Annotated in this window: 23 protein-coding genes; 9 read left to right on the top strand and 14 right to left on the bottom strand. The window is 67.7% G+C overall.

Annotated elements, in window-relative coordinates; genetic code table 11:
• Positions 1-7 precede the first annotated feature (7 nt).
• A complete protein-coding gene (locus IB259_RS24455; RefSeq protein WP_013396835.1) occupies positions 8-514 on the bottom strand; it encodes a Fur family transcriptional regulator in 507 nt (168 codons plus the stop codon).
• A 330-nt stretch (positions 515-844) separates the two neighbouring features.
• Between IB259_RS24455 and IB259_RS24450 the strand changes: the two genes are divergently transcribed.
• Genes IB259_RS24450 through IB259_RS24430 form a run of 5 tightly spaced genes read left to right on the top strand, consistent with a single transcriptional unit; the run spans position 845 to position 5,102 of the window.
• Positions 845-1,564, top strand: a complete 720-nt coding sequence (locus tag IB259_RS24450) for a metal ABC transporter ATP-binding protein (RefSeq protein WP_119450151.1) — start codon at positions 845-847, stop codon at positions 1,562-1,564.
• Positions 1,561-2,427: a metal ABC transporter permease gene (locus IB259_RS24445; protein WP_054457039.1), complete on the top strand. Its 867-nt coding sequence runs from the start codon at positions 1,561-1,563 to the stop codon at positions 2,425-2,427. Before IB259_RS24450 ends, IB259_RS24445 begins: the two co-directional genes overlap by 4 nt.
• 22 nt (positions 2,428-2,449) lie before the next feature.
• The gene (locus tag IB259_RS24440; protein ID WP_192330337.1) at positions 2,450-3,451 is read left to right on the top strand and encodes a metal ABC transporter substrate-binding protein; all 1,002 of its coding nucleotides are present in this window, start codon (positions 2,450-2,452) and stop codon (positions 3,449-3,451) included.
• On the top strand, positions 3,412-4,095 hold the full coding sequence (locus IB259_RS24435) for a DUF1007 family protein (protein ID WP_192330336.1): 684 nt from the start codon (positions 3,412-3,414) through the stop codon (positions 4,093-4,095). The genes IB259_RS24440 and IB259_RS24435 overlap by 40 nt, the downstream gene beginning before the upstream one ends.
• Positions 4,095-5,102: a nickel/cobalt transporter gene (locus IB259_RS24430; RefSeq protein WP_192330335.1), complete on the top strand. Its 1,008-nt coding sequence runs from the start codon at positions 4,095-4,097 to the stop codon at positions 5,100-5,102. Before IB259_RS24435 ends, IB259_RS24430 begins: the two co-directional genes overlap by 1 nt.
• A 58-nt stretch (positions 5,103-5,160) precedes the next feature.
• On the opposite strand, the gene xerC is transcribed toward IB259_RS24430, so the two are convergent.
• Genes xerC through IB259_RS24405 form a run of 5 tightly spaced genes read right to left on the bottom strand, consistent with a single transcriptional unit; the run spans position 5,161 to position 9,582 of the window.
• On the bottom strand, positions 5,161-6,156 hold the full coding sequence (xerC, locus tag IB259_RS24425; RefSeq protein ID WP_192330334.1) for a tyrosine recombinase XerC: 996 nt from the start codon (positions 6,154-6,156) through the stop codon (positions 5,161-5,163).
• A 20-nt stretch (positions 6,157-6,176) separates the two neighbouring features.
• Complete coding sequence (locus tag IB259_RS24420) at positions 6,177-6,854, bottom strand: DUF484 family protein (protein ID WP_054457030.1); 678 nt, start codon at positions 6,852-6,854, stop codon at positions 6,177-6,179.
• 3 nt (positions 6,855-6,857) lie between these two features.
• A complete protein-coding gene (dapF, locus tag IB259_RS24415; protein ID WP_192330332.1) occupies positions 6,858-7,769 on the bottom strand; it encodes a diaminopimelate epimerase in 912 nt (303 codons plus the stop codon).
• 21 nt (positions 7,770-7,790) lie between these two features.
• Positions 7,791-8,681: a lysophospholipid acyltransferase family protein gene (locus IB259_RS24410; protein ID WP_054457026.1), complete on the bottom strand. Its 891-nt coding sequence runs from the start codon at positions 8,679-8,681 to the stop codon at positions 7,791-7,793.
• Between the two features lie 34 nt (positions 8,682-8,715).
• On the bottom strand, positions 8,716-9,582 hold the full coding sequence (locus IB259_RS24405; RefSeq protein WP_192330330.1) for a lysophospholipid acyltransferase family protein: 867 nt from the start codon (positions 9,580-9,582) through the stop codon (positions 8,716-8,718).
• 278 nt (positions 9,583-9,860) lie between these two features.
• Between IB259_RS24405 and metK the strand changes: the two genes are divergently transcribed.
• Positions 9,861-11,024 (top strand): methionine adenosyltransferase, encoded by a 1,164-nt coding sequence (gene metK / locus IB259_RS24400; protein WP_059374170.1) that lies wholly within the window; start codon positions 9,861-9,863, stop codon positions 11,022-11,024.
• A 72-nt stretch (positions 11,025-11,096) separates the two neighbouring features.
• On the opposite strand, the gene IB259_RS24395 is transcribed toward metK, so the two are convergent.
• From IB259_RS24395 to IB259_RS24375, 5 genes are read right to left on the bottom strand one after another with little or no spacing between them, the layout of a single operon-like run.
• The gene (locus tag IB259_RS24395) at positions 11,097-12,140 is read right to left on the bottom strand and encodes an Ldh family oxidoreductase (protein WP_192330328.1); all 1,044 of its coding nucleotides are present in this window, start codon (positions 12,138-12,140) and stop codon (positions 11,097-11,099) included.
• On the bottom strand, positions 12,137-13,327 hold the full coding sequence (locus tag IB259_RS24390) for a UxaA family hydrolase (protein WP_192330326.1): 1,191 nt from the start codon (positions 13,325-13,327) through the stop codon (positions 12,137-12,139). Before IB259_RS24390 ends, IB259_RS24395 begins: the two co-directional genes overlap by 4 nt.
• Positions 13,324-13,620: a UxaA family hydrolase gene (locus tag IB259_RS24385; RefSeq protein ID WP_225596923.1), complete on the bottom strand. Its 297-nt coding sequence runs from the start codon at positions 13,618-13,620 to the stop codon at positions 13,324-13,326. Before IB259_RS24385 ends, IB259_RS24390 begins: the two co-directional genes overlap by 4 nt.
• The gene (locus tag IB259_RS24380; protein ID WP_192330325.1) at positions 13,617-14,612 is read right to left on the bottom strand and encodes a tripartite tricarboxylate transporter substrate binding protein; all 996 of its coding nucleotides are present in this window, start codon (positions 14,610-14,612) and stop codon (positions 13,617-13,619) included. The genes IB259_RS24385 and IB259_RS24380 overlap by 4 nt, the downstream gene beginning before the upstream one ends.
• A gap of 55 nt (positions 14,613-14,667) precedes the next feature.
• Positions 14,668-15,105, bottom strand: a complete 438-nt coding sequence (locus tag IB259_RS24375) for a nuclear transport factor 2 family protein (RefSeq protein ID WP_192330324.1) — start codon at positions 15,103-15,105, stop codon at positions 14,668-14,670.
• Between the two features lie 101 nt (positions 15,106-15,206).
• On the opposite strand from IB259_RS24375, the gene IB259_RS24370 reads away from it, so the two are divergent.
• Positions 15,207-16,124, top strand: coding sequence for a LysR substrate-binding domain-containing protein (locus IB259_RS24370; RefSeq protein WP_192330323.1), 918 nt, complete (start codon positions 15,207-15,209; stop codon positions 16,122-16,124).
• Between the two features lie 40 nt (positions 16,125-16,164).
• Here IB259_RS24370 and IB259_RS24365 read toward each other — a convergent pair whose 3' ends face one another.
• Positions 16,165-17,592, bottom strand: coding sequence for an amidase (locus IB259_RS24365; protein WP_192330322.1), 1,428 nt, complete (start codon positions 17,590-17,592; stop codon positions 16,165-16,167).
• A gap of 79 nt (positions 17,593-17,671) precedes the next feature.
• Positions 17,672-18,988 (bottom strand): MFS transporter, encoded by a 1,317-nt coding sequence (locus IB259_RS24360; RefSeq protein ID WP_054457017.1) that lies wholly within the window; start codon positions 18,986-18,988, stop codon positions 17,672-17,674.
• Between the two features lie 81 nt (positions 18,989-19,069).
• Here IB259_RS24360 and IB259_RS24355 point away from each other — a divergent pair, with 81 nt between their 5' ends.
• Entirely contained in the window at positions 19,070-20,074 is a 1,005-nt protein-coding gene (locus IB259_RS24355) for an Lrp/AsnC family transcriptional regulator (RefSeq protein WP_192330321.1), read from the top strand.
• A gap of 39 nt (positions 20,075-20,113) precedes the next feature.
• Here IB259_RS24355 and IB259_RS24350 read toward each other — a convergent pair whose 3' ends face one another.
• Positions 20,114-21,037, bottom strand: a complete 924-nt coding sequence (locus IB259_RS24350; RefSeq protein ID WP_054457013.1) for a LysR family transcriptional regulator — start codon at positions 21,035-21,037, stop codon at positions 20,114-20,116.
• A 125-nt stretch (positions 21,038-21,162) separates the two neighbouring features.
• Here IB259_RS24350 and IB259_RS24345 point away from each other — a divergent pair, with 125 nt between their 5' ends.
• The gene (locus IB259_RS24345) at positions 21,163-22,143 is read left to right on the top strand and encodes a tripartite tricarboxylate transporter substrate binding protein (RefSeq protein ID WP_054457011.1); all 981 of its coding nucleotides are present in this window, start codon (positions 21,163-21,165) and stop codon (positions 22,141-22,143) included.
• Positions 22,144-22,162 lie beyond the last annotated feature (19 nt).

Raw genomic sequence — 22,162 nt, 5'->3', positions numbered from 1 at the left:
GTAGTTCTTAATGATGGTGGTGGCCGTGGCCGGCGTCCGCGGCGGGCTGCTTCTGCTGGCATTGGGGGCACAGCGCGCGGATTTCGGTTTCGTGGGTGGCCAGGGCATAGCCGGTCTGGGCGACGCGTTCGGCCAGTTGGCGGCTCATGGCAGGGTCGGACACTTCCGCGACTGCGCCGCAGCCCGTACAGACGACCAGCAGGTCGTGGGGCGCGCCGCCCGCGTCGTGGCAGGCGCTCCAGGCGTTGACGGCGTCCAGGCGGTGGATCAGGCCCTCGTCCATCAGGAAGTCCAGGGCGCGGTACACGGTCGGGGGCGCGGCGCCCGGATGCACGGCGCGCATTGCATCCAGCAATTCATAGGCCTTCAGGCTGCGGCCATGGCGCAGCAGCAGTTCCAGCACCTTGCGGCGGATGGGGGTGAGGCGGCGCCCGCGCTGCTCGCACAGCGCTTCGGCGACGCTGAGCTGGGCGCCGACGGTATCGCTGCGAGGGGTGCGGGGCGGTGCGGACATGGCTGGCTTTATCTCTATGGAAAACGCGCGCGATGCGCGCGAGATGCCTGGAAGGTAGCAGAAAACATCCAGATGCGGGCGAACGCCGTGGAATCAAGCCGTTTAGTTATGATATAACATAATAAAACTGGCTGTAGCCGCTATTTGCCTCCGCATTCTTTCCATGTCCCATTTCACGCTTTTGCCCCGGCGGCCCGGCGCCGCGCCGCGGCAAACACTCCCGCCGCGTTCCGCCTTCCTGGTCTCCGCCTGGCGCCGCATGGCCGCGGCCGTGGTCGCTGCGGCGGCCTTGTGGGCCTTGGCCGGTTGGGCGCTGGATTGGTGGGTGCGATGAACGCGCCGGTCACCATCGAGCTGGACGACGCGTCCTTCGGTTGGCATGGGCACGCCGCGCTCAAATCGGTGTCGGGGCGTTTCGCCGCGGGCGGCATGACCGCCGTGGTGGGTCCCAACGGAGCGGGAAAGTCCACGCTGATCAAGGGCATCATGGGTGTGCTGCGTCCCATGGCCGGCAGCGTGCGCATCAGCGGCGCGGGCCGTTCGGAACTGGCCTGGCTGCCCCAGGCCGCGGAGCTGGACCGTTCGTTCCCGGTGTCGGTGCTGGACCTGGTGGCAATGGGCGCCTGGCGCCGAGTGGGGGGATGGCGCAGATATGCGAACCAGGAGCTCGAGCGCTGCATGGACGCGCTGGAGACCGTGGGCATGGCCGACGCGGCCGGACGCGGCGTGGACGCGCTGTCGGGCGGGCAGATGCAGCGTGCGCTGTTCGCGAGGATGCTGGTGCAGGACGCGCCCGTGCTGCTGCTGGATGAACCCTTCGCCGCCGTGGACAGCCACACGGCGGACGACCTGATGGCCCTGCTTTGCGGCCTGCATGGCCAGGGCCGCACCGTGATTGCGGTGCTGCATGACCTGGATCTGGTGCGTGACCATTTCCCCGAGTGCCTGCTGCTGTCCGGTTCGGTGGTGGCCTGGGGAGACACCGAGCACACGCTGAACGACGCGCATCTGAAGCGGGCGCGGCAGTGGTTGGCGGAGGTCCGCGCATGAGCCTGGCGCAATGGGTGGCGTCGCCCTTCCTGGATTACGGTTTCATGCGACGCGCGCTGGCCGGCGCCTGCGCCCTGTCGCTGGGCGCGGCGCCGCTGGGCGTGTTCCTGGTGCTGCGGCGCATGAGCCTGATGGGCGATGCCATGTCGCATGCCATCCTGCCAGGCGTGGCGGCGGGCTTTCTGCTGGCCGGACTGTCGCTGGGCGCAATGATGCTGGGCGGCATCGTCACGGGGCTGGCCGTGGCATTGCTGGCGGGATTGGTGGCGCGCATGACGCCGCTGCGCGAGGACGCCAGCTTTGCCGCGTTCTATTTGATATCGCTGGGGCTGGGCGTGCTGCTGGTGTCCCTGCGCGGCTCCAATATGGATCTGCTGCACGTGTTGTTCGGCACGGTGCTGGGGCTGGACGACGCGGCATTGCTGCTGGTGACGGCCACGGCCAGCGTGACCCTCCTGGCGTTGGCCGCGATCTACCGGCTGCTGGTGGCCGAATGCCTGGACCCGGGTTTCCTGCGCGCCAGCGGCGGCGGCGGAGGCTGGGTCCACATGGCTTTCCTGGTGCTGGTGGTGGTGAACCTGGTGGCGGGCTTTCAGGTGCTGGGCACGTTGATGGTGGTCGGCATCATGATGCTGCCGGCCGCCGCCGCGCGCTTCTGGGTCCGTTCTGCCGCCCGCCAGATCCCGCTGGCCGCGGGACTGGGCGTGACAGCCTCGACGACCGGTCTGCTCATTTCGTACCACTTCAATGTGCCGGCCTCGCCCGCGATCATCCTGGCGGCCGGCGCCTTTTATCTGTTTTCCATCGTGGGCGGCCCGCAAGGCGGGCTGCTGCCGGCGCGACGCCGCATGCGCCGCGCCTGACTCATCCAATAGGAGATACGCCATGCGTTTCCATTCCCTGGCGCGCCGCCGCGCGCTGCTCGCCACGGCCGGCCTGTGCCTGTCGGCGCTGTTCGGAACCGCGCAGGCCGCCGAAGCGTTGAAGGCCGTGGCCAGCTTTTCCATCCTGGGCGACATCGTGCGGGAAGTGGGCGGCGCCGACGTCAGCGTGGCCACGCTGGTGGGGCCCGATGGCGACGCGCACGAATATGAGCCGACGCCGGGCGATGCGAAGAAGCTGGCTGCCGCGCGCGTGCTGTTCGTCAACGGCCTGGATTTCGAGACCTGGATGCCGCGCCTGGCGAAGGCGTCGGGTTTTGCCGGCGCTACCGTGGTCGCGTCTCAGGGCGTGAAGACGCGCACGTTCGCGGGCGGCGGGCATGATGATGGGCACGACCACGACCACGACCACGACCACGACCACGACCACGACCACGACCACGACCACGATCATGGCCATGGTCATCACCATCACGGCGGCGCCGATCCGCATGCATGGCAGAGCCTGGCCAATGGCGTCATCTACGCCCGCAATGTGGCCGAAGGGTTGGCTGCCGCCGATCCCGCGCATGCCGACGCCTACCGCCAGCGCGCGCAAGCCTATATCGCGCGCCTGCAGGCGCTGGACGCGCAGGTCCGCAAGACCTTTGCCGCGATTCCGGCCGAGCGCCGCAAGATCGTGACTTCCCATGACGCCTTCGGTTACTTCGGCGATGCCTACGGCGTGGCGTTCATTCCCGTGATGGGCGTGTCGACGGATGCGGAACCCGCCGCAGGCGAGGTGGCCCGCATCATCGAACAGGTCAAGCGCGAGCGTGTGCCTGCGGTATTCGTGGAGAACATCAGCAGCCCCAAGCTGGTCCAGCAGATCTCCCGCGAAACCGGCGCCAAGGTGGGTGGTACGCTTTATTCCGACGCCCTGTCCAAGCCCGGGCAGCCCGGCGCCACCTACCTGGAAATGTTTGAATGGAACGCACGTCAGCTCGCCGCGGCCATGCAGCCCTGACCGCGGCGGCGATGCTGCTGGCGGCAGGCGCCGCCAGCGCGCACCCGCATATGTGGATCGATGCCCGCGCGGCGATCGATATCGATGGACAGCAGCGCATCACGGCGGTGCGGCAGGTCTGGCTGTTTGACGAGATGTTCGGCGCCTACGCCACGCAGGGATTGAAGAAGGGCAAGGACGGTTCGCTGTCGCCCGAGATCCTGCAGGGCATGGCGCGGGACTGGATGCAGGCGTTGGGCGAACCGATCTCGCACTACTTCACTCGCATCACCGTGGACGGCAAGACCGCGGCTTTCGCGGCCCCGCAAGATGCGCGCGTCGACTGGAACCCAAAGACCACGCGGCTGACGCTGTCCTTCACTTTGCCGCTGGCCACGCCAGTGGCGCCGGACGCAGGCGGCGCGCAGGTGGACATCTACGATCCCACCTATTTCGTGGCCTACGCCTTCGATGAGAGCGGCGCGGTATCGCTGGGCGGACAGGGCGCCAAGACCTGCACGTCCGCCTACCGCAAGCCCAAGGAACTGGATTGGAAAACCATGCAGCAATTGGCCGCGATCCCGGCCGACCCGGACGCCTTGCCGGACGAGCTTTTTGCGATCACCAAGGGGCTGACGCACCGCATCGAGGTGCGTTGCGGGTAATGCTCGCGCTGCTGGCCGTGCTGCTGCTGGGCGGTGCGGGCGCGGCCGCGGCCCAGGGCGCGCACCCCTTCGGCGTGCCGGAGAGCGGGGCGGGCGCGGGCGGGCCGGGTTGGCTGGCCGGCTTCTTTGGTCAGGTATCGGTCTGGCAAAGCCATTTCTACCGGCAGCTGACGGGCGCGGTGCGCGCCTGGCAGGCCGAAGGCGGCGCGGCCTGGGCCTTGATCGGCCTGTCCTTTGCCTATGGCGTATTCCATGCCCTGGGGCCGGGACATGGCAAGGCCGTGATCTCTTCCTACGTGCTGGCCAACCGCCAGACCGCGCGCAACGGCGCGCTGCTGGCGCTGGCGTCCGCGCTGATCCAGGCGTTGGTGGCGATTGCGCTGGTGGCGGTGCTGGCGCTGATCTTCAACGCCACCGCGGCCACGATGAACAACGCGACGCGCTGGCTGGAACTCGGCTCCTATGCGCTGGTGACCTTGTTGGGCATGTGGCTGGTGTGGGTCAAGGCGGTTCGTCCGCTGTTGCGGACCCGTGCTGGACGGGCGTCTACGGGGTCGATGCCAGAGCACGGCCATGGGCATGGACATGAGCACACTCACCATCATCACCACGATCACGATCACGATTGCGGCTGCGGCCACGCACATGTGCCCGCGCCGGCGCAGGTGTCTGGCCCGTTGAACTGGCGTCGCGCGGCAACGGCGATCCTGGCCGTGGGCTTGCGCCCGTGCAGCGGCGCGTTGATCGTGCTGGTGTTCGCGCTGGCGCAGGGCTTTTTTCTGGCCGGCGTGGCTTCGGCCCTGGCGATGGGCCTGGGTACCGGACTGACGGTGGCGGCGCTGGCGTGCCTGGCGGTTGCGGCCGGGGGCGCGGCCACGCGCGTCGGAAGCCGACTGTCCGGTGTTGGCGCGGCGCGCCTGCGCTATGGCGTGGAAGCGCTGGCGGCACTGGCGGTGCTGTTGCTGGGGGTGATGCTGCTGGGCGGCGTGATCGCGGGAGGTGGCTAGGGAACGGTCGCGCGAATTTGCGTAGCTGTTTCACCAGAATGCGTCGGACCCGACGCGTTCAGGATTTGCGTCCGGCCCGAGGATGCGCCTGGTCGTAGGCGCGGGCCAGGTGCTGGAAATCCAGTCGCGTATAGATCTGTGTGGTGGAGATGTTGGCGTGGCCCAGCATTTCCTGCACCGCGCGCAGGTCCTGCGCGGATTGCAGCACATGGCTGGCGAAGCTGTGGCGCAGCACGTGCGGGTGCACGTGCGTGGGCACGCCGGCCTGCTGCGCGATGCGAGCCAGCTGCAGTTGCACCACGCGGGGCGAGATGCGCCGACCGCGCGCGCCCAGGAACAACGCGGCTGCGTCCTCGGGCTGCGCCGTGAAGGGCGTGAGCTGCGGGCGCGCCGCGATCCATTTGCGCAGGGCGGCCAGAGCCGCCTGGCCCACCGGCACCGAGCGGCGCTTGCCGCCCTTGCCCAGCACGATGACCTCGGCCTCTTCCAGGCTCAGCCAGCCGCGCGATTCGTAATTGCCGGAGCGTTCATAGCGCAGGTCCAGCCCGACCAGCTCCGACAGCCGCAGGCCGCTGGAATAGAGCAGTTCGAACATGGCCTGGTCGCGCAGCGCCGCGGGTTCGTTCGCCACTTGCGCGGGCGCGCGGTCCAGCAAGGCCTGGGTCTGCTCCACGGACAGGGCCTTGGGCAGGCCGCGCGGCGCCTTGGGGGCGCGCACGCCGGCCACCGGATTGCCGGCCAGCTCGATGGCCGGGGCCCACCATTGATAGAAGCCACGCCAGGCCGCCAGCGTGCGCGCCAGGCTGCGGGGCCCGCGGCCCTGGGCATGCAGGCGCGCCACGAACTGGCGGATGTGGCCGTTGCCGATCTTGTCCAGCGGCAGCTTGGCCTGGTCGGCAAGTTCGCGCAGGAAATGCAGTTCGCGGCGATAGCCGTCCAGTGTGTGGGGCGAGTAGCGCCGGTTGGTTTCCAGATGGCGCAGCCAGGCGCTCATGGCGTCCGGCAGGGGAGTATCGGGCGGGGCCGCGTCTTGCGCTTGCGTGGCTGTCGGCATGGCGTCCGCCCGTGTCGCCGCTAGGCCTTGGGCGAGGCCGGATTCAGGCGATGCAGCGCCGCGGAAGCCAGCTGGCCGATGGATTCCAGGAAGGTCGTGCCCATTTCAGGCGTGAAGCGCTCGGCGTCGTCCGAACCCAGCACCAGCAGGCCGACGGCGGGGCCGTCCGCTTCCAGGCGCAGCGGCACCAGCGCCAGCGACTTGGGCTTGGCATCCAGCCAGCCGGCCGCTTCGAATTCGGTGTCGGTGCCGCAGTACGGCGTCTTCAGGCTGTCGGTAAAGGTGCGTACGTCCTGCGTGACGGGTTCGCCGTAGCCGGTTGCGGGCAGTTCCGACAGGTCCCACAGGCGCAGCGCCACATGGTTCAGCTCGAACTGTTCGGCCAGCCCCAGGGCGATTTCGCCTGGTACATGCTGCGGATCGCATTCGGACAGCAGGCGGCAGCACCACTTGGCCACATGGGTGCCGATGCTTTCGTTGGCGGTGGCGTTGCGCACGAGTTCGTTCAGGCGCCATTCGAGTTCGCGGTTGCGCTCGCGCAGCGTCAGGATCTGGCGTTCACCCAGCGAAATGGCGCGCGAGCCATGCGGATGCGGCACCTGCAACGTGGCGAAGACGTCAGCGTGATCGTCGAAGAAGCCGGGGTTCTCTTGCAGGAAATCAGCGACGTCCTGAGCGGTAATAGCGGTATCAGTCATGGCTTATCGGTTCAGCCCCATGGAGAAGACGAGCTTGTCGATATCGACCTGCCCCGTGAAGACGGACTCGGCAGGGCCGGTCATGCGCAATTGCTCGCCGTTCCAGGCGACGGTCAGCACGCCGCCGCGCGCTTGCACGCGCACCGGCGAGTCCAGCAGGCCGCGGCGGATGCCGCCCGCGACGGCGGCGCAGGCGCCCGTGCCGCAGGCCAGGGTTTCGCCGGCGCCGCGTTCGAACACGCGCAGGCGGATGTTGTTGCGATCCACGATCTGCATGAAGCCGGCGTTGACGCGGCGCGGGAAGCGCGGATGGGTTTCGATCAGGGGACCGAGAACGGACACGGGCGCGGTGTCGACGTCGTCCACCACCTGCACGGCGTGCGGATTGGAAATCGCCACGGCGGACAGCGCAACGGTGCGCGGCAGGCCGGCGGGCGCGTCCAGTTCCAGTTCCCACAGCGTGTCCTGGCCTTCGACCCGCGATGCGAGGCCTGCGGTGTCGAACGGCAGCGCGGCGGGCTCGAAGCGCGTGCTGCCCATGTCGACGGTGACCTGCTCGTCGTCGCCCTGGTCCAGCACCAGGATGCCGGTGGCGATTTCGGCGCGCAGCGGGTTGCGGTCGGACAGGCCCTGCTCGTGCACGAAGCGCACGAAGCAGCGCGCGCCATTGCCGCAGTGCTCGACCTCGCTGCCGTCGGAATTGAAAATGCGGTAACGGAAATCGGCATCGGGCCGGGTCGCGCGTTCGACCAGGAGGATCTGGTCGGCGCCGATGCCGAAATGCCGGTCGCCCAAGGCGCGGGCGCGCTCGGGCGTCATTTCGATGGTCTGGCGGACCCCGTCGAGCACGACGAAATCGTTGCCCGCGCCATGCATTTTGGTGAAGTTCCAGTTCATCACTGGATTATCGCCCATATTGGGGCGCGAGCTGCGGACTCAGTAGAGTTTGGGTTCGCCCGGCGGACGGGTCTTGAAGCGGCGATGGACCCAGTAGTACTGGCTGGGGCAGCGGCGCACCCAGGATTCCAGCTCGCGGTTCAGGCGCGCGGTGGCGTCTTCCAGCGATTCGGTCCCGGGGAAGTCGGCCAGCGGCGGCAGCACTTCGACGTGGTAGCGGCCGGTATCCGGGTTCCAGAAGTCCAGGATGGGCAGCACGGCGGCATCCCATTTCTTGGCCAGCTGGGCGGTGGCGAGCAACGTCGCCGCAGGCACGCCGAAGAACGGCGCGAAGGTGGCGCCCTGGCGGCCGAAGTCCATGTCCGGCAGGTAGTAGACGGGGCGGGGCTCACGCAGGTGGCGGATCAGGTCGCGCACGCCGTCCTTGCGGCTGACCAGAAAGACCTCGTTGAAGCGCTTGCGGCCGGCGGCCACGATGGCGTCGACCTGGGGATCGCTTTGGGGCGTGTACATGGTGGCGGCGCTGGGCACCTCCATGGTGAGCCGCGTCGCGGCCGCGTCCAGCCCGATGAAATGGGGCGCCAGCAGGATGACCGGGCGGCCCTGCGCGGTCAGCGCGTTGATGCGGTCCGCGCCAGTTTGCGTAACCATGTCTTTGATGGCTTCGGGCGTGCCGTACCAGAGCACGCCGCGGTCGACGATGGATTGCGCCAGCGCGCGGAAATGGTCCGCGACCCACTGTTCGCGCACGTGTTCCGGCTGGTCGGGAAAGCACAGTTCCAGATTGCGGCGCACGATGCGGGCGCGCGACTTGGCCAGCCGCGGGGCCAGCCAGCCGAGGGTTGCGCCGATGCGCTGCCGGGTCGACGGCTTGATGCGGCCGAACCATTTCAACAGGGATGTCAGCGCGCGCGTTTTGAAATCAGTCATGGTCGGTAATAGGGAGCGGACAGGGCGCGGCGGTTCAGCTTGCCGGAGTAGCAGCGTCGGCGGCGGGAGCCGGCGGCGCGCCGCGCGGCGTCTTGTAGCGGTTGTAGCTCCAGAGGTATTGCTCCGGGCAGCGGCGGATCAGCGTTTCCATGGCGGCGTTGAGCAGCGCGGCCTGCTCGGCGGCGTCGGCGGGCAGCGGCTCGGGCACGCGCACATAGTGGATGCGCCAGCCCCGGCCTCCCGGCAGTCGTTCGCCTGCGGTCAGGATGATGGGTACGCCCGTCTGCGTGGCCAGCTTGCCGGGGAGCGTCATGGTGTAGGCCATGCGCCCGAAGAACGGCGCCCAGACGCCGTCGCCCACGCTGGGCGCCTGGTCGGGCAGCATGCCGACGGATTCGCCGCGGCGCAGGGCGCGCACGAATTCGCGCACCCCCTGCATGGTGGCCGGCACGGCGTTGACGGCCGAGGTGTTGCGCGCGGTTTCCAGCAGCGGGGCCAGGACGTCCTTGCGCGGCGGCCGGAACATGACGGTCATGGGCATCTGGCGGGCCAGGTAGCGCGCGGTGATCTCGAAGCAGCCCAGATGCGGCGTCAGGAACAGGATGCCGCGGTTCTCGGCGCGGGCCGCGCTGACCACGTCGTTGTCGTCCGAGATCACCTGGGCCAGGCTTTGTTCATTGCGGAACCAGACCCGCGGGCTCTCCAGGATCATGGCGCCGATTTCGCCCGCCGCGCGTCGCGCGAAGGCCGGATCGGGGTAGCCGGCCTGGGCCGCGTTGGCCTGCAGCCGCCGGCGGTACTTGCCCGGCCAGGCGTAGATCGCACGCCCGGCCAGCCGCCCCACGGCGTGCGCGATGGAAAGGGGCAGGGCGGCGAATGATCTGAACAGGAAGAGCAGCATGCGGCAGAAAAATGGGACGGACAGAAAGTGCGCCTGGGTCTGGGGCTATATGCATACGTCCCCCAGCTTTGGCGGCAGAACCGCATTTTCGCTTAAAATAGCGCAGTCGCCGAGTTAACCGACAACTTGCGGGGCGACGGCAAGGGTACAGCGCTTTGCGCGCCTCTTGCCAAATCCGCTAAAGCGTCGCGCCCAGATTTGCGTATGTCTTGCGGTCAGGGGTGCAACGCGCCTCGTGAACCTATGCGCCGGCAACGCCGGCCACCAAGGACGCATCTGTGGCCAACAACGACTTTCTCTTTACTTCCGAATCCGTCTCCGAAGGGCACCCCGACAAGGTTGCCGACCAGATCTCCGACTCGATCCTGGACGCGATCTTCACGCAGGACCCGAATGCGCGCGTCGCAGCCGAGACCCTCTGCAACACTGGTCTGGTAGTGCTGGCTGGCGAAATCACCACCACCGCCAACGTCGACTACATCCAGGTCGCGCGCGACACGATCCGCCGCATCGGCTACGACAACACCGAATACGGCATCGACTACAAGGGCTGCGCGGTGCTGGTCGCCTACGACAAGCAGTCGCCGGATATCGCCCAGGGCGTGGACCGCAGCTCCGAGGACTACCTGAACCAGGGCGCGGGCGACCAGGGCCTGATGTTCGGCTATGCCTGCGACGAAACCCCCGACCTGATGCCGGCCCCGATCTGGTACGCGCACCGCCTGGTGCAGCGCCAGAGCGAACTGCGCAAGGACGGCCGTCTGCCGTGGCTGCGTCCCGACGCCAAGTCGCAGGTGACGTTCCGCTACATCGACGGCCGCCCGGCTGAAGTCGACACCGTTGTGCTGTCGACCCAGCACGCGCCCGAAGTCTCGCAAGAGACCATCCGCGAAGCGGTGATTGAAGACATCATCAAGCCCAGCTTCCCTGAAGGCCTGATCACGCCGCAAACGAAGTTCCTGGTCAACCCGACCGGCCGCTTCGTCATCGGCGGTCCGCAAGGCGATTGCGGCCTGACCGGCCGCAAGATCATCGTCGACACCTACGGCGGCGCATGCCCGCACGGCGGCGGCGCGTTCTCGGGCAAGGATCCTTCCAAGGTCGACCGCTCGGCCGCCTACGCCGCCCGCTACGTGGCCAAGAACATCGTGGCCGCCGGCCTGGCGCGCCAGTGCCAGGTGCAGGTCAGCTACGCCATCGGCGTGGCCGAGCCCATCAACATCACCGTCTACACGGAAGGCACGGGCGTCATCCCCGACGACCAGATCGCCAAGCTGGTGCGCGAGCACTTCGATCTGCGTCCGAAGGGCATCGTCAACATGCTGGATCTGCTGCGCCCGATCTACGCCAAGACCGCGGCCTATGGCCACTTCGGCCGTTCCGAGCCGGAATTCTCGTGGGAAGCTACGGACAAGGTGCAGGCGCTGAAGAAGAGCGCGTAACCCTTTCAAGCCGACAAAATGCCCCCGCGCTGCGGGGGCATTTTTTATGCAGCCACGGATGAGCGCGGCGGCTCAATGGACGGACCATGGCGGCGGCAATCCCGTGGCCTGGCCGATGGCCTCCAGTTCACGCGCCAGGGCCTCGGGAATACGCAGGCCTTCTGCAAGAGCCGCCCGCTCGCAGGCGGCAGCCCGCGCTCCCGGCAGACGGGCTTGCGCGCCGCCGCGCTGGTGGAAGCCCGCGGCCCATTCGCGCATATAGTCGGCAAACGACGCCGAGCCCGCGCGTTGCGGATTCACCAGCCAGATCAAAGTGCTTTGTCCGCCCGCTGCGCCGCTGCGCGGGGTGTGATGGACCTTCTGGCGCGACTCGGGCTCGGCGCCGGCCAGTGCGCCAGCCAGGCACTCGGCCATGATGGCTAGCCCCATCCCCTTGTGGCCGGACATCGGCAATAAGGCGCCTTCCAAGGCGGCGTCGGCGGCGGTGGTCGACTGGCCGGCGCCGTCCAGGGCCCAGTCCGCAGGAATGTCGCGCCCTTCCCGGGCCGCCAGCAGGATGTGGCCGCGCGCGGCCACGCTGCAGGCCATGTCGAAGACCAGAGGCGCAGCGCCAGGGACGGGGCAGCCAAAGGCGATCGGGTTGTTGCCCACCGTCCGCCCCGCATAGCCTGGCAAGGCCATGAGCGGAGGCGTGCGTTGGAACACCAGGGCGATGTAGCCGCGCTCAGCCGCCAGCAGGACATAGTGGCCCAGGGCGCCCAGGTGTCCGCAGTCGCGGATGCGACATATGACGGAAACCTCTGTTTCCAGCATCGCCAGGCCTTCCTGTATCGCTATCAGGGCGGCCACCTGGCCCAGGGCGCCGTCGGCGTCGATGGTGCAGATGCCAGGGCTGCGCCGCACGCCGATGTCGGGCTCGGGGTTCACTTCGCCGGAGCGCAGCTTCTCCAGATAGGAGGCCAGGCGCGTCAGGCCGTGGGTGGCGACGCCTCGCAGTTCCGTGCGCACCATCGCGCCAGAGGCCAGCGCCGCATGTTCGGCGCTGACGCCCGCGTGTTGCAGGACGGCAGCGACCCAGCCGGTCAGCTGGGCGGCGCTAGCGGTCGGCCCGCTCATGCCCGCAGCTCCGGCGCGTGCTCGCGCAAGTGACGCATGAAGCCGAGTTCGATGCGGGAGATGGAGACTTCGGTGTCGCCCAGCACTTCGCTTTGCGTCATCCGGCCGGCGGCCACGCGCAGCATGGTTTCCCGCAGCTTGGTCGCGGCTTGCTCCAGCGTCTGCCCGTCCGTCAGGATGCCGCTGACGTCCACGTCGATGTTGTCGGCAAAGCGCTGCGCAGTGGTCGGATTTCCAGTCAACTTGATGGTGGGCGACAGCGGATGCCCCACCGGATTGCCCACCCCTGTATTAAACAGAATCAGGTGCGCTCCGCCCGCGGCCAGCGCGGCGATGTTCTCTACGCCTGGCGCAGGCGCATCCATGAACACCAATCCTTTGCAGCGAGGCTTTTCGCCGTAGCCGACCACCTCCTGCAGCGGCGAGGTGCCTCCTTTGCGTACCGCTCCCAGCGATTTCTCTTCCACCGTGGTCAGGCCGCCCGCGATGTTGTCCTCGCCCAGCGGCCACAGTTGCAGCCCTTGAAAGGCAGACTGGGCCTCCAGGCGAGTCACGGCCGCCAGCAGTCGCGCCGCGACTTCCGGCTTGCTGGCGCGTGCGGCGAGGCTGGCCTCGGCGCCCACGATTTCGTCGGTCTCGGACAGAATCACGACACCGCCAGCCTCTACCAGCCAGTCAGCCACCAATCCGGTGGTCGCGTTGGCGGTCAAGCCCGAGGTGGCGTCGGAGGCCCCGCATTCGACGCCGATCACCAGCTCGCTCAAGGGCATGGGCGCGCGCACGATGTCCGAACTTTCGACCACCAGCGCAGCGGCATCGCGGATTCCTTGCGCGACCGCTTCGATGGTGCCTCCGGCGCTCTGCACATCGAGCGCCCGTACCGGGCGTCCGGCCGCTCCTGCGGCTGCGGCCAGGCGGTGCGTGGTGACGGGTTCCAGGCCGACGATCAACACTGCGGCCACATTGGGATGAGTGGCATAGTTCAGCAGCACGCGATCGTGCTGGGCCAGATCGTCTCCGAACTGGCCGCGGCCATAGGCAACACAAATGGGCACCGTGCCCTTGACGGATTCGCAGATGCGGCGAGCCACCGGGTTGACGTTGTCCATCGCGGCGATGACGGCAACATGGTTGCGGATGCCGAAACTGCCATCGCCGCGCGGGTATCCCCAGACGGATGCGTTCATGAACGATCTCCCCTGCCGCGCAGGCTTTCCAAATTGTGAAGATGAATATGGGCGCCTGCCGGTATCGCACGCAGGGCGCGGCCGATGGACGCGCCGTATTTGCGCACTTCGCAGCCTGCGGCGATGTCGGCCACAGCGAACTTGTGGCCGGAGGGGATAGCGTCGCGCAAAGTGACGCGGTACGCGGCCGAGCCGGCTGCCACCGCGATGGCGCTGCCGGCGGCCAAGGGCACGAAGGCCGTGGCCACGTGGTCGCTCTGGTCGATCATCAGGGCGAGATTGGCGGTCATCATTGAACCTCATAGCGAAGAATGGCGTCGCGGTAGTAGCCGGATTCGGCCTCCAGCGCCTTGGAAAACGCGGACTGCTGCAGACCGGTGACCTGGATGCCCAGCTCCTGCAGGCGGGCCTGCACGGGGGCCTGGCCCAACAGCCGTTCAAAGGCGGTGGAAATCTTGCGCACCTCGTCCTTGGCGGTCTTGCCCGGCATGAAAAAGCCGTACCATACTTGCGGCAGACCCTGCTGAAACTGGGTCTGCTCGGAAATCGCGGGCACCTGAGGAAGCAGCGGGGAGCGCTGTTGCGCCAACACGGCTACCGTGACGAGGCTGCCCCCGTCCAGCAGGCTCTTGGCGGCCGAATACCCGACGGCGCCATATCGGGTGGATCCCGACAGTACGCCCGTCAGCACGTCAGGCGCACCCTTGTATGGCACCGGCAGGAATTGTCCGCCGGCCTGATGAGCCACATCTTCCAGGGCGATATGCATGGGCGTGCCGCGTCCGGGTATGCCGATGGACAAGTCGCGCCGCTCCTTCAGGCCTTGCAGCAATGCGTCAGGGCTGGCGTTGGTCCCCGCCTTGGCGACAACCACCGACGGCACAACGCCGACCTGCAGTACCGGCAACAGGGATTCCAGCGGCCGGTAGTACTCATCCTTCAGCAGATGTGGCGCAATGGTGATTTCCTGGTTGCCCCCTGCCAACAGGGTCGTCTGGCCATCGGGCGCATTCATGACCGCGCGGGCGGCAATCGTGCCGCTGCCGCCGGGGCGGTTTTCCACCACCACGGGACGTTGCAGTTCCGTTCCCAGTTGCTGGGCCAGATAGCGCGCCATGACATCCACGCCGCCGCCAGCCGGCAACGACACGACGATGCGGATGGCTTGATCCTCGGCCCGGGCAGCGCCAGTCAGTAACAGCGCGCCCAGCGCGACCATGACTGCGCGTTGCAGCCAGGGCAGGCCCTTGCGGGGCGCGCCTGGCCGCTTGTGCATTTCAGACATCATGTCCTCCTTCAGCGTCCGGCGTCAGGTTCGGCCGAGCTGAAAAAACCTTGCCCTAGAGCGTGTCGAACACCGGCCGCACCGTGCGGTTCCGTAGCAGCCATTGGCCGTCCCGCAGGCACAGCTCATCGCTGTACTCCGCGATGGTTTCCGGCTGCCGGGCAGCCACCGGCAACACGGGCGGCAGCGGTTCCTGGCCCAGATGGCGGTAGACCGAGACATAGCTGAAGGCGCGTATCTGGCCGGGGCTGACCGGTTCCAGCAGCACGTTGGTGAGGATGTGGCGCGTCAGGCGTTGGACGGGGCGGGCCTTGAACGACGAGAGCAGCGCGGCACGGCCTTCGATGCGCTCATCGGGGCGTTGCAGTACGCCATCGACCGCGAACAGATCGGCAGCCTCGTCGTACCTTGCCGCATCCACCAGCATTGCAAAGCGCTGGATGGCGGCGATGCAGGCCATGTGATCCTGCGGCGTGATTGCTTCGATGGTCATGTTTTTGAATGTCTCCTTTGGGTGGGCCTTATTTTTGCCGCATTTTTTCTAAACGTGATGCCAATCGTCGTTAGAATTTCTAATGTCACCCATGGAATTGCTTGATAGCCAACATCACGATGAGCCGCAGACTTCCTCCTTTGAAGGCGCTTCAGGTATTCGAGGCGGCCGCGCGTCTGCGCAGCTTCGCGCAGGCCGCGCAGGACCTGCACGTCACCCCCGCGGCGGTCAGCCAGCAGATCAAGGGCCTGGAAGAATGGCTCGGCTTTGCGGTGTTCCGCCGCACGCGCGCGGGGCTAGAGCTGACGGAGCGGGGCGAGAGCCTGGCGCCCGCGCTCAAAAGCGCATTCGACTTGATCCAGACGGCGACAGAGGACGTGACCGGCCCGCAAGCCGCCGCCACGCTGACCTTGAGCGTGCTGCCCAATTTTGCGATGCGTTGGCTGATACCCAGGCTGCCTGATTTCACGCGGCGTCATCCCTGGATCCAGATCAAGCTGTTATCGGTGACCCATGCGCTGACGGATTTCTACGACACTTGCGATCTGGCCATTCGGGCGTATGAGCACGACCCGCAGTTCTGCTTCGAGCCGCTGGTCAGTCCGGACATGGTGCCCATGCTGTCGCCGCAGCTGTACCGGCGCGGCGCGCTGTTGCAGCCCGACGAACTGCTGCGCTTCCCGCTGCTGCATATCACCACGTCGCCGGAGGATTGGCCCCGCTGGTTTCGGGAAACGCGCCGGGACGGGGAACGTCTGCCTGATCCCGCCCTGCTCGCCAAGGGGCACCAGTTCGACTCCTATGTCGTGGCGGTCGAGGCGGCACTCGCAGGCATGGGCGTCGTGCTTGGCCGGCCTTCGTTCGCCACTGAAATGTTGCGGCGCAAGGAACTGCTGGTTCCCTTCGAACGTCCCATCGCGAGCAACAAGAGCTGGTATCTTGTGTATCCGCGCGCCGAGCTGCCGCGCAAATGCAGGGTGTTTCGCGAGTGGCTCTTGAGCACATGCGCTGCCAGATAGCGTTGCATGCCTGGCAGCGGATGTGGTGGGCACGCGGACCTTATAGTCCCCAGGCCGACAGATCGGGCCGGCGCAGCTTAGGCGCCAGCACCGGCTCCAGCGCCGCGGCGCAATCCAGCATTGCCGCGTCGCCGCCTGCCGGCGCCAGCAACTGCACCGCCATGGGCATGCCTTCGGCATCGAAGCCCACGGGCAGCGAGATGGCGGCCGCGCCCAGGAAGTTGGCGGGACGCAGCAGCTTGCCCAGTCCGGCGTGGCGCGTATCGTCGGCGTCCAGCGCTTGCGCGGCCTGGTCGCAGGCGGGCATCAGCAGGGCGTCCAGGCCTTGCATCGCTTGCGCGAACGCGGCCATGTCGGCGGCGCGGCGTTGCAGCGCGGCTTCGTAATCGGCCTGCGCGATGCGGCCGCCGGCCGCGATGCGCTTGCGCACCACTTCCCACAGCGGCGTGGCCGGGTCTTCGGCCAGCGCGCCGTAATAGCGGTAGGCCTCATAGGCCAGCACCAGCGAGTTGTCGTCGGCCATGCGGGCAAAGGACAGGGCCGCGGGCGGATGCCAGGGCGTGGGCGTGTAGCCGGCCCGCGCCAGGTTTTCCTCGGCTTCGCGCCAGGCCCGCAGGCCGGCGTCGGCCAAGGGAGCGGGCCAGGCGTCGGGCGCCAGTACCGCCACCGGACCGGGGGCGCGCGCGGCGGGCTGGCGCAAGGCGGCGATGGCGCTTGCGGGAAATTCCAGCGTGGCCGCGTCGCCGATGTCGGGGCCGGCCAGCAGTCGGGTGAGCAGCCGGGCATCCGCCACCGTGCGTGTGATCGGACCCAGCACGTCCAGCGTGTCCGACAAGGGCAGACAGCCGGCGCGGCTGATCACGCCGGTGGACGGCTTGTAGCCCACCAGGCCATTCAGAGCCGCCGGCGCGCGCACCGAGCCGCCGGTGTCGCCACCCAGCGCCAGCGGCGCCAGGCCCGCGGCCACGGCCACGCCGGCGCCGCTGGACGAGCCGCCCGGCGCGCGCGCCGTCTGCGCGTCCCAAGGGTTGCGCGCCGTGCCTTGGGTGGGGTTCTGGCCCGACAGGCCAAAGGCGAACTCGGTCATGCGGGTCTTGCCCAGCACCACCATGCCCTGGGCGGCCAGCTTGTGCAGCGGCACCGCCGTTTCACCGCTGATCCGGCCTTGCAAGGCAAGCGAACCCAGGCTGGCGCTGACGCCGTCCCATTGCACGCTGTCCTTCACCGCCACGGGCACGCCGTGCAGGGGACCCAGCACAATGCCCGCGGCCAGCAGGCGGTCGGCGGCGTCGGCCTGGGCCAGCGCGCGCTCGGCCGTGACTTCACTGTAGGCGGCCAGCGCGGGGGCGCGCTCGATGCGGTCCAGGAAGTGGGTGGTGACCTGGCGCGAACTCAGTTCGCGCCGGCGGATGGCGCCGGCCAGGGCCTGGGCGTCTTGGAAGTGCAGGGCGGTGTCTAGTGCTGGCATGGGTCTCATCGGAAAAGAAAAAGCTTTCCGGTCCCGCGGGAACCGGAAAGCGCTATTGCGTGACGTTCGTTCTCTCTGCTTACTTCAGGCTCTGGCCCTTGGTTTCCGGCATGCGGATGAAGGTGATCAGGGTAATCACGGCGCCCGCCAGCACGTAGTAGAAGAACCAGCGCTCCATGCCCTTGCTTTGCAGCCAGGTCAGCAGGTAGGGCGTGGTGCCGCCCAGCAGGGCCACTACCAGGTTGTACGGCGTGCCGATGCCGACGGCGCGCACGCTGGTGGGGAACTGTTCCGACATGATGGCCGGCGCGATCGAGGTGTACATCGCGTACAGCACCAGGCCGAACAGCTCCACCGCCAGGATCGAACCGAACGACGGGCCCAGCGTGGTCATCAGCGGATAGAAGAACACCAGGTAGCCGGCGGCGAAGAAGATCAGCTGCGGCTTGCGGCCGATGCGGTCGGACAGGATGCCGAACAGCGGCTGCACCAGCATGAACACGATCAGCGCGACGGTGTTGGCGGCGAACGCGGTCTTTGGGTCGGCATGCACCTGGCGGATGGCGTAGGTGGGCACGTAGGCCACGAAGATGTAGAACGCGAACGTGGTCAGGATGGAGAAGCCCACGATGCGCAGCACTTCACGCGGATGGTCGCGCAGCAGCGTGCGCAGCGGCTGCTTTTCGACGCCAGCCTTCTTGGCGTGCGAGAACGCTTCGGTCTCCGGGATCGAGCGGCGGATCCACATGCCGGCCAGGCCGCCCAGCGCGCCCAGGAAGAACGGAATGCGCCAGCCCCAGGCGGCCATCTCGACCTTGGTCAAGGTCGAGGTCAGCACCCAGCCGATGGCCGAGGCGGCCAGGATGCCCACGGCGGCGCTGAAGAACACGAAGCTGGAATAGAAGCCGCGCTTGTTGGGCGGCGCCATTTCCGCCAGGAAGGTCGTGGCCGAGGCATACTCTCCGCCCAGCGACAGGCCTTGCAAGAGGCGCGCAGCGGTCAGCAGCAGCGGCGCGGCCAGGCCGATGGAGGCGTAGGTGGGGGTGACGGCGATGATCAGCGAGCCGCCGGCCATCATCAGGATGGTCAGGCCCAGCGCGGCCTTGCGGCCGTAGCGGTCGGAGAAGATGCCCAGCAGCCAGCCGCCGACCGGACGCATGAAGAAGCCCACCGCGAAAATGCCGAAGGTCGCCAGCAGGGCCGTGGTTTCATTGCCTTCGGGGAAGAACTGGCTGGAGAAGAAGATGGCGAAGGACGCGTAGATGGTCCAGTCGAACCATTCGACGGCATTGCCTACACTACCGGCCAGAATGGTGCGCGAGCGGGAAACGGGCGCGGTGCCGGCCGAGGCGGCTGCCCCCTGCGGCTTGCGCAGGGGCGCTGAAGTGCTGCTCATGAAAACCTCAAATAAGAATTTATTTTTGGTCAAAAAGACCGTTTAATTTTGTGTTTTTATCAATGCGCGAACGTTAATTTAATGAATATGGACACGTCAAGTAAGGGTAAGCCCCTAGCTCCGGGGCTGGACGACACCGATCTCGCCTGTCTCATCGCGCTGCAGGCGGACCCGCGCGCGTCCTGGCGCGAGCTGGGAGCCGCCACCGGCATTCCCGAGCGCACTGTCGCGCGCCGCATCAAGCGCCTGATGGATGCCGATGCCCTGCGTGTCATCGCGGAACCCGATCCCCTGGCCACCGGCCGGGGCGTGGTGCTGCACGCCTGGGTGCGCTGCCGGTCGGGCCGTGTGCCCGAGGTGGCCGATCAGCTGGCGCGGCTGGACCTGAGCCAGCTGGTGGTCACGCTGGCCGGTTCGGCTGACCTGATGGCCGAGCTGACGCTGGGGGACGCGGCCGACATGCCGGACGTGGTCACGCGTGTGCTGCCGTCCATCGACGGGGTGGAGCACGTGGAGGCGCGGCTGGTGCTGCGGCCGTTCCGGCGCGCCGGCCAGTGGCGCATCCAGGCCCTGCCCGATGCGGCGGCGGCCGAGTCCGCCATGGCGCAGCCGCCCGCGGCGTTGACGGACGCCGAGCAGCGCATGGTGGCCTGGCTGATGCGTGATGGCCGCGCCAGCCTGGCCGAACTGGCCGAGCAGGCTGGAGTCAGTGAACCCACCGCGCAGCGTCTCTTGCACAACATGGTGGAGCGCCGCGCGCTGAGTTTCCGTGTGGAAGTGGAGCCGGCGCTGGTCGGCTTTCCGGTGGAGGCGGTTATCTCCGTGCAAGTGCGCCCTCAAGCCGTGGACGCGCTGGCCGCGCATCTGGCGCTGGATCCCAACACCCGCTGCCTGTTCGGCACCAGCGGCGCGTCGCAGCTGTTCTGGCACGTGCTGTGCCGCGACAGCCTGCACCTGTGGGACGTGGTGACGCGCCGCCTGGGCGAGCTGGATGGCGTGTTGAACAGCGAAGTCGGCGTGGTGATGCGGGCGCACAAGCGCTGCGGCATCGTGCGCGCCGGCGCGCGGCTGGGGGCGGACGCGTAGCGTTGCGTCCCCGTCAGTGCGGAATATGACGCCGCGTGTTCACCAGACCGCGTCGTCCGAACCGGGCGCACGCAAATGCCGGGCGAAGCGCTGCGACAGGAACTCCACGAAAGCGATCGTCTTGGCCGGCAGGTTCAGGCGTTCGGGATACAGCGCGTGGATGTCCGCGGGCGGCGTGCGCCAGTCGGCCAGCACCGCGCGCAGGCGGCCGGCGCGCAGGTGCTCGGCCGTTTCCCATTCCGAACGCATGACGATGCCGTGACCGTCCAGCGCCCATTCCAGGGCGCTTTGCCCGTCGTTGGAACTGAGCGGACCGCGCACTTTCACGGTCTCCGCGCGCTGGCCCGATTCCAGCCGCCAGGTGCCGTAGGCCACGTCGTTCTCGCGCACCACGATGCAGCGGTGGCGTTGCAGGTCGCCCGGCGCGCGCGGCTCGCCATGGATTTCGAGGTAGCGCGGCGACGCGCACAGCAGCCGCCGATTGGAGGCGATCTTGCGCGCGGTCAGGCGCGCATCGGGCAGGTCGCCAAAGCGCACCGCCACGTCGAAGCCTTCCTCGATCAGGTTCAGCGGCCTGTCGGTCAGCCGCATCTGCACTTCCACTTCCGGGTACTGGCGGGCGAAGTCCGACACGGCGGGCACGATGTGGGCGCGGCCGAAGCCGAACGTGGCGTTCAGCCGCAGCAGCCCTTGGGGACGGGCGCGGGCGCTCGATACGGAACGTTCCAGCGCCTCCAGGTCCGTCAGGATACGTGCGCCCTCGGCCAGATATAGCTCACCTTCCTGCGTGACGCTGACCCGGCGGGTGGTGCGGTTCAGCAACCGCACGCCCAGGCGCTGCTCCAGCTTGGCCAGGCGCGTGCTGACCGCGGGCGGCGTCAGGCCCAGTTCGCGGGCGGTGGCGGACAGATTGCCGTGCTTCACTACCAGTGAGAAGAAGGCGAGATCGGAGAGGGCGTCCATGCGCTTATTTATAAACTGAATTTAATAAAGCTTTATCTGGATAAGCAATTATAAGAAGAAGACCCGCTTATACACTGGCCTCACCACTAAAGAGCCGCCTGCGCGGCCAACCGAGGAGACCAGGAATGAAGATCAACAAAGCGGCCGGCGTTCTATGCGCGGCCATTGCCGCATCCTGTTGGACCCAACCGGCCGCCGCCGCCGACGCCTTTCCCCAGCGCGCCGTGACGCTCATCGTGCCGTTCGCGCCCGGCGGCAGCGTGGATATCGCCGCGCGACTGATTTCGGACGCCTGGGGCCGCGCCCTGGGGCAGAGTGTCGTGGTGGAGAATCGCGCTGGCGCTTCCGGCAACATCGGCATGGCCGCAGTGGCGCGCGCCGAGCCCAACGGCTACACGCTGGCCGTCAACACCATGTCGCTGGCGATCAACCCGGCGCTGTTCCAGAACATGCCGTTCGACACAGCCAAGGACCTGCGTTCGGTCGGCACGATAGGAACGTCGCAGCACGTGCTGACGGTGACCAACCAGTTGCCCGTGGCCAATGTGAGCGAGCTGCTGGCCTATGTGCGCGCGCGGCCCGCCAACGACCTGAGCTTCGGTTCGGCAGGCACGGGCAGCACCTTCCACATGGCCGCGGAACTGTTCAAGTCGGTGTCCAAGACCCAGATCCTGCACGTGCCCTACAAGGGCGGCGGCCCGGCCATGGTGGACACCATCAGCGGCCAGGTGCAGATGAGCTTTCCGGTGCTGTCCGCAGCCAAGCCACAGGTCGACGGCAAGAAGCTCAAGGCGTTGGGCGTGACCGGCACCACGCGTTCGCCGCTCTTGCCCGACGTGCCCACCATCGCCGAGTCCGGGCTGCCCGGCTACGAGTTCAACACCTGGTTCGTGATCAGCGCGCCCGCGGGCACGCCGCAAGCCGTGATCGACACGCTGAACGCCAAGCTCGAACAAGCCCTGCGTTCGCCGGAGCTGGCGCAGCGCATGGGCCGCGAGGGCTTCGATCCGCTGATTTCCTCGCCCGCCAAGACGGACGCCATGGTAGCCGCCGAGATGACGCGCTGGGCTGGCATCGTCAAGGACGCCGGCATCCAGGCCAACTGACCGGGCCGCAAGACCCAAC

Source organism: Achromobacter sp. ACM04, assembly GCF_014851465.1.
GTDB lineage: Bacteria > Pseudomonadota > Gammaproteobacteria > Burkholderiales > Burkholderiaceae_B > Achromobacter > Achromobacter aegrifaciens.
Note: the sequence above shows the minus strand (reverse complement) of the source record. Positions and strands in the feature narration are given on the sequence as shown.

Excerpts from the sequence above, each read along its gene's own strand:
- xerC (WP_192330334.1), bottom strand. The coding sequence starts at position 6,156 with ATGCCGACAGCCACGCAAGCGCAAGACGCGGCCCCGCCCGATACTCCC.
- IB259_RS24430 (WP_192330335.1), top strand. The coding sequence starts at position 4,095 with ATGCTCGCGCTGCTGGCCGTGCTGCTGCTGGGCGGTGCGGGCGCGGCC.
- IB259_RS24390 (WP_192330326.1), bottom strand. The coding sequence starts at position 13,327 with ATGAACGCATCCGTCTGGGGATACCCGCGCGGCGATGGCAGTTTCGGC.
- IB259_RS24375 (WP_192330324.1), bottom strand. The coding sequence starts at position 15,105 with ATGACCATCGAAGCAATCACGCCGCAGGATCACATGGCCTGCATCGCC.
- IB259_RS24365 (WP_192330322.1), bottom strand. The coding sequence starts at position 17,592 with ATGCCAGCACTAGACACCGCCCTGCACTTCCAAGACGCCCAGGCCCTG.
- IB259_RS24345 (WP_054457011.1), top strand. The coding sequence starts at position 21,163 with ATGAAGATCAACAAAGCGGCCGGCGTTCTATGCGCGGCCATTGCCGCA.
- IB259_RS24360 (WP_054457017.1), bottom strand. The coding sequence starts at position 18,988 with ATGAGCAGCACTTCAGCGCCCCTGCGCAAGCCGCAGGGGGCAGCCGCC.
- IB259_RS24405 (WP_192330330.1), bottom strand. The coding sequence starts at position 9,582 with ATGCTGCTCTTCCTGTTCAGATCATTCGCCGCCCTGCCCCTTTCCATC.
- IB259_RS24355 (WP_192330321.1), top strand. The coding sequence starts at position 19,070 with ATGAATATGGACACGTCAAGTAAGGGTAAGCCCCTAGCTCCGGGGCTG.
- IB259_RS24380 (WP_192330325.1), bottom strand. The coding sequence starts at position 14,612 with ATGTCTGAAATGCACAAGCGGCCAGGCGCGCCCCGCAAGGGCCTGCCC.
- IB259_RS24445 (WP_054457039.1), top strand. The coding sequence starts at position 1,561 with ATGAGCCTGGCGCAATGGGTGGCGTCGCCCTTCCTGGATTACGGTTTC.
- dapF (WP_192330332.1), bottom strand. The coding sequence starts at position 7,769 with ATGGGCGATAATCCAGTGATGAACTGGAACTTCACCAAAATGCATGGC.
- IB259_RS24455 (WP_013396835.1), bottom strand. The coding sequence starts at position 514 with ATGTCCGCACCGCCCCGCACCCCTCGCAGCGATACCGTCGGCGCCCAG.
- IB259_RS24420 (WP_054457030.1), bottom strand. The coding sequence starts at position 6,854 with ATGACTGATACCGCTATTACCGCTCAGGACGTCGCTGATTTCCTGCAA.
- IB259_RS24435 (WP_192330336.1), top strand. The coding sequence starts at position 3,412 with ATGGAACGCACGTCAGCTCGCCGCGGCCATGCAGCCCTGACCGCGGCG.
- IB259_RS24385 (WP_225596923.1), bottom strand. The coding sequence starts at position 13,620 with ATGATGACCGCCAATCTCGCCCTGATGATCGACCAGAGCGACCACGTG.
- IB259_RS24350 (WP_054457013.1), bottom strand. The coding sequence starts at position 21,037 with ATGGACGCCCTCTCCGATCTCGCCTTCTTCTCACTGGTAGTGAAGCAC.
- IB259_RS24450 (WP_119450151.1), top strand. The coding sequence starts at position 845 with ATGAACGCGCCGGTCACCATCGAGCTGGACGACGCGTCCTTCGGTTGG.
- IB259_RS24395 (WP_192330328.1), bottom strand. The coding sequence starts at position 12,140 with ATGAGCGGGCCGACCGCTAGCGCCGCCCAGCTGACCGGCTGGGTCGCT.
- IB259_RS24410 (WP_054457026.1), bottom strand. The coding sequence starts at position 8,681 with ATGACTGATTTCAAAACGCGCGCGCTGACATCCCTGTTGAAATGGTTC.
- IB259_RS24440 (WP_192330337.1), top strand. The coding sequence starts at position 2,450 with ATGCGTTTCCATTCCCTGGCGCGCCGCCGCGCGCTGCTCGCCACGGCC.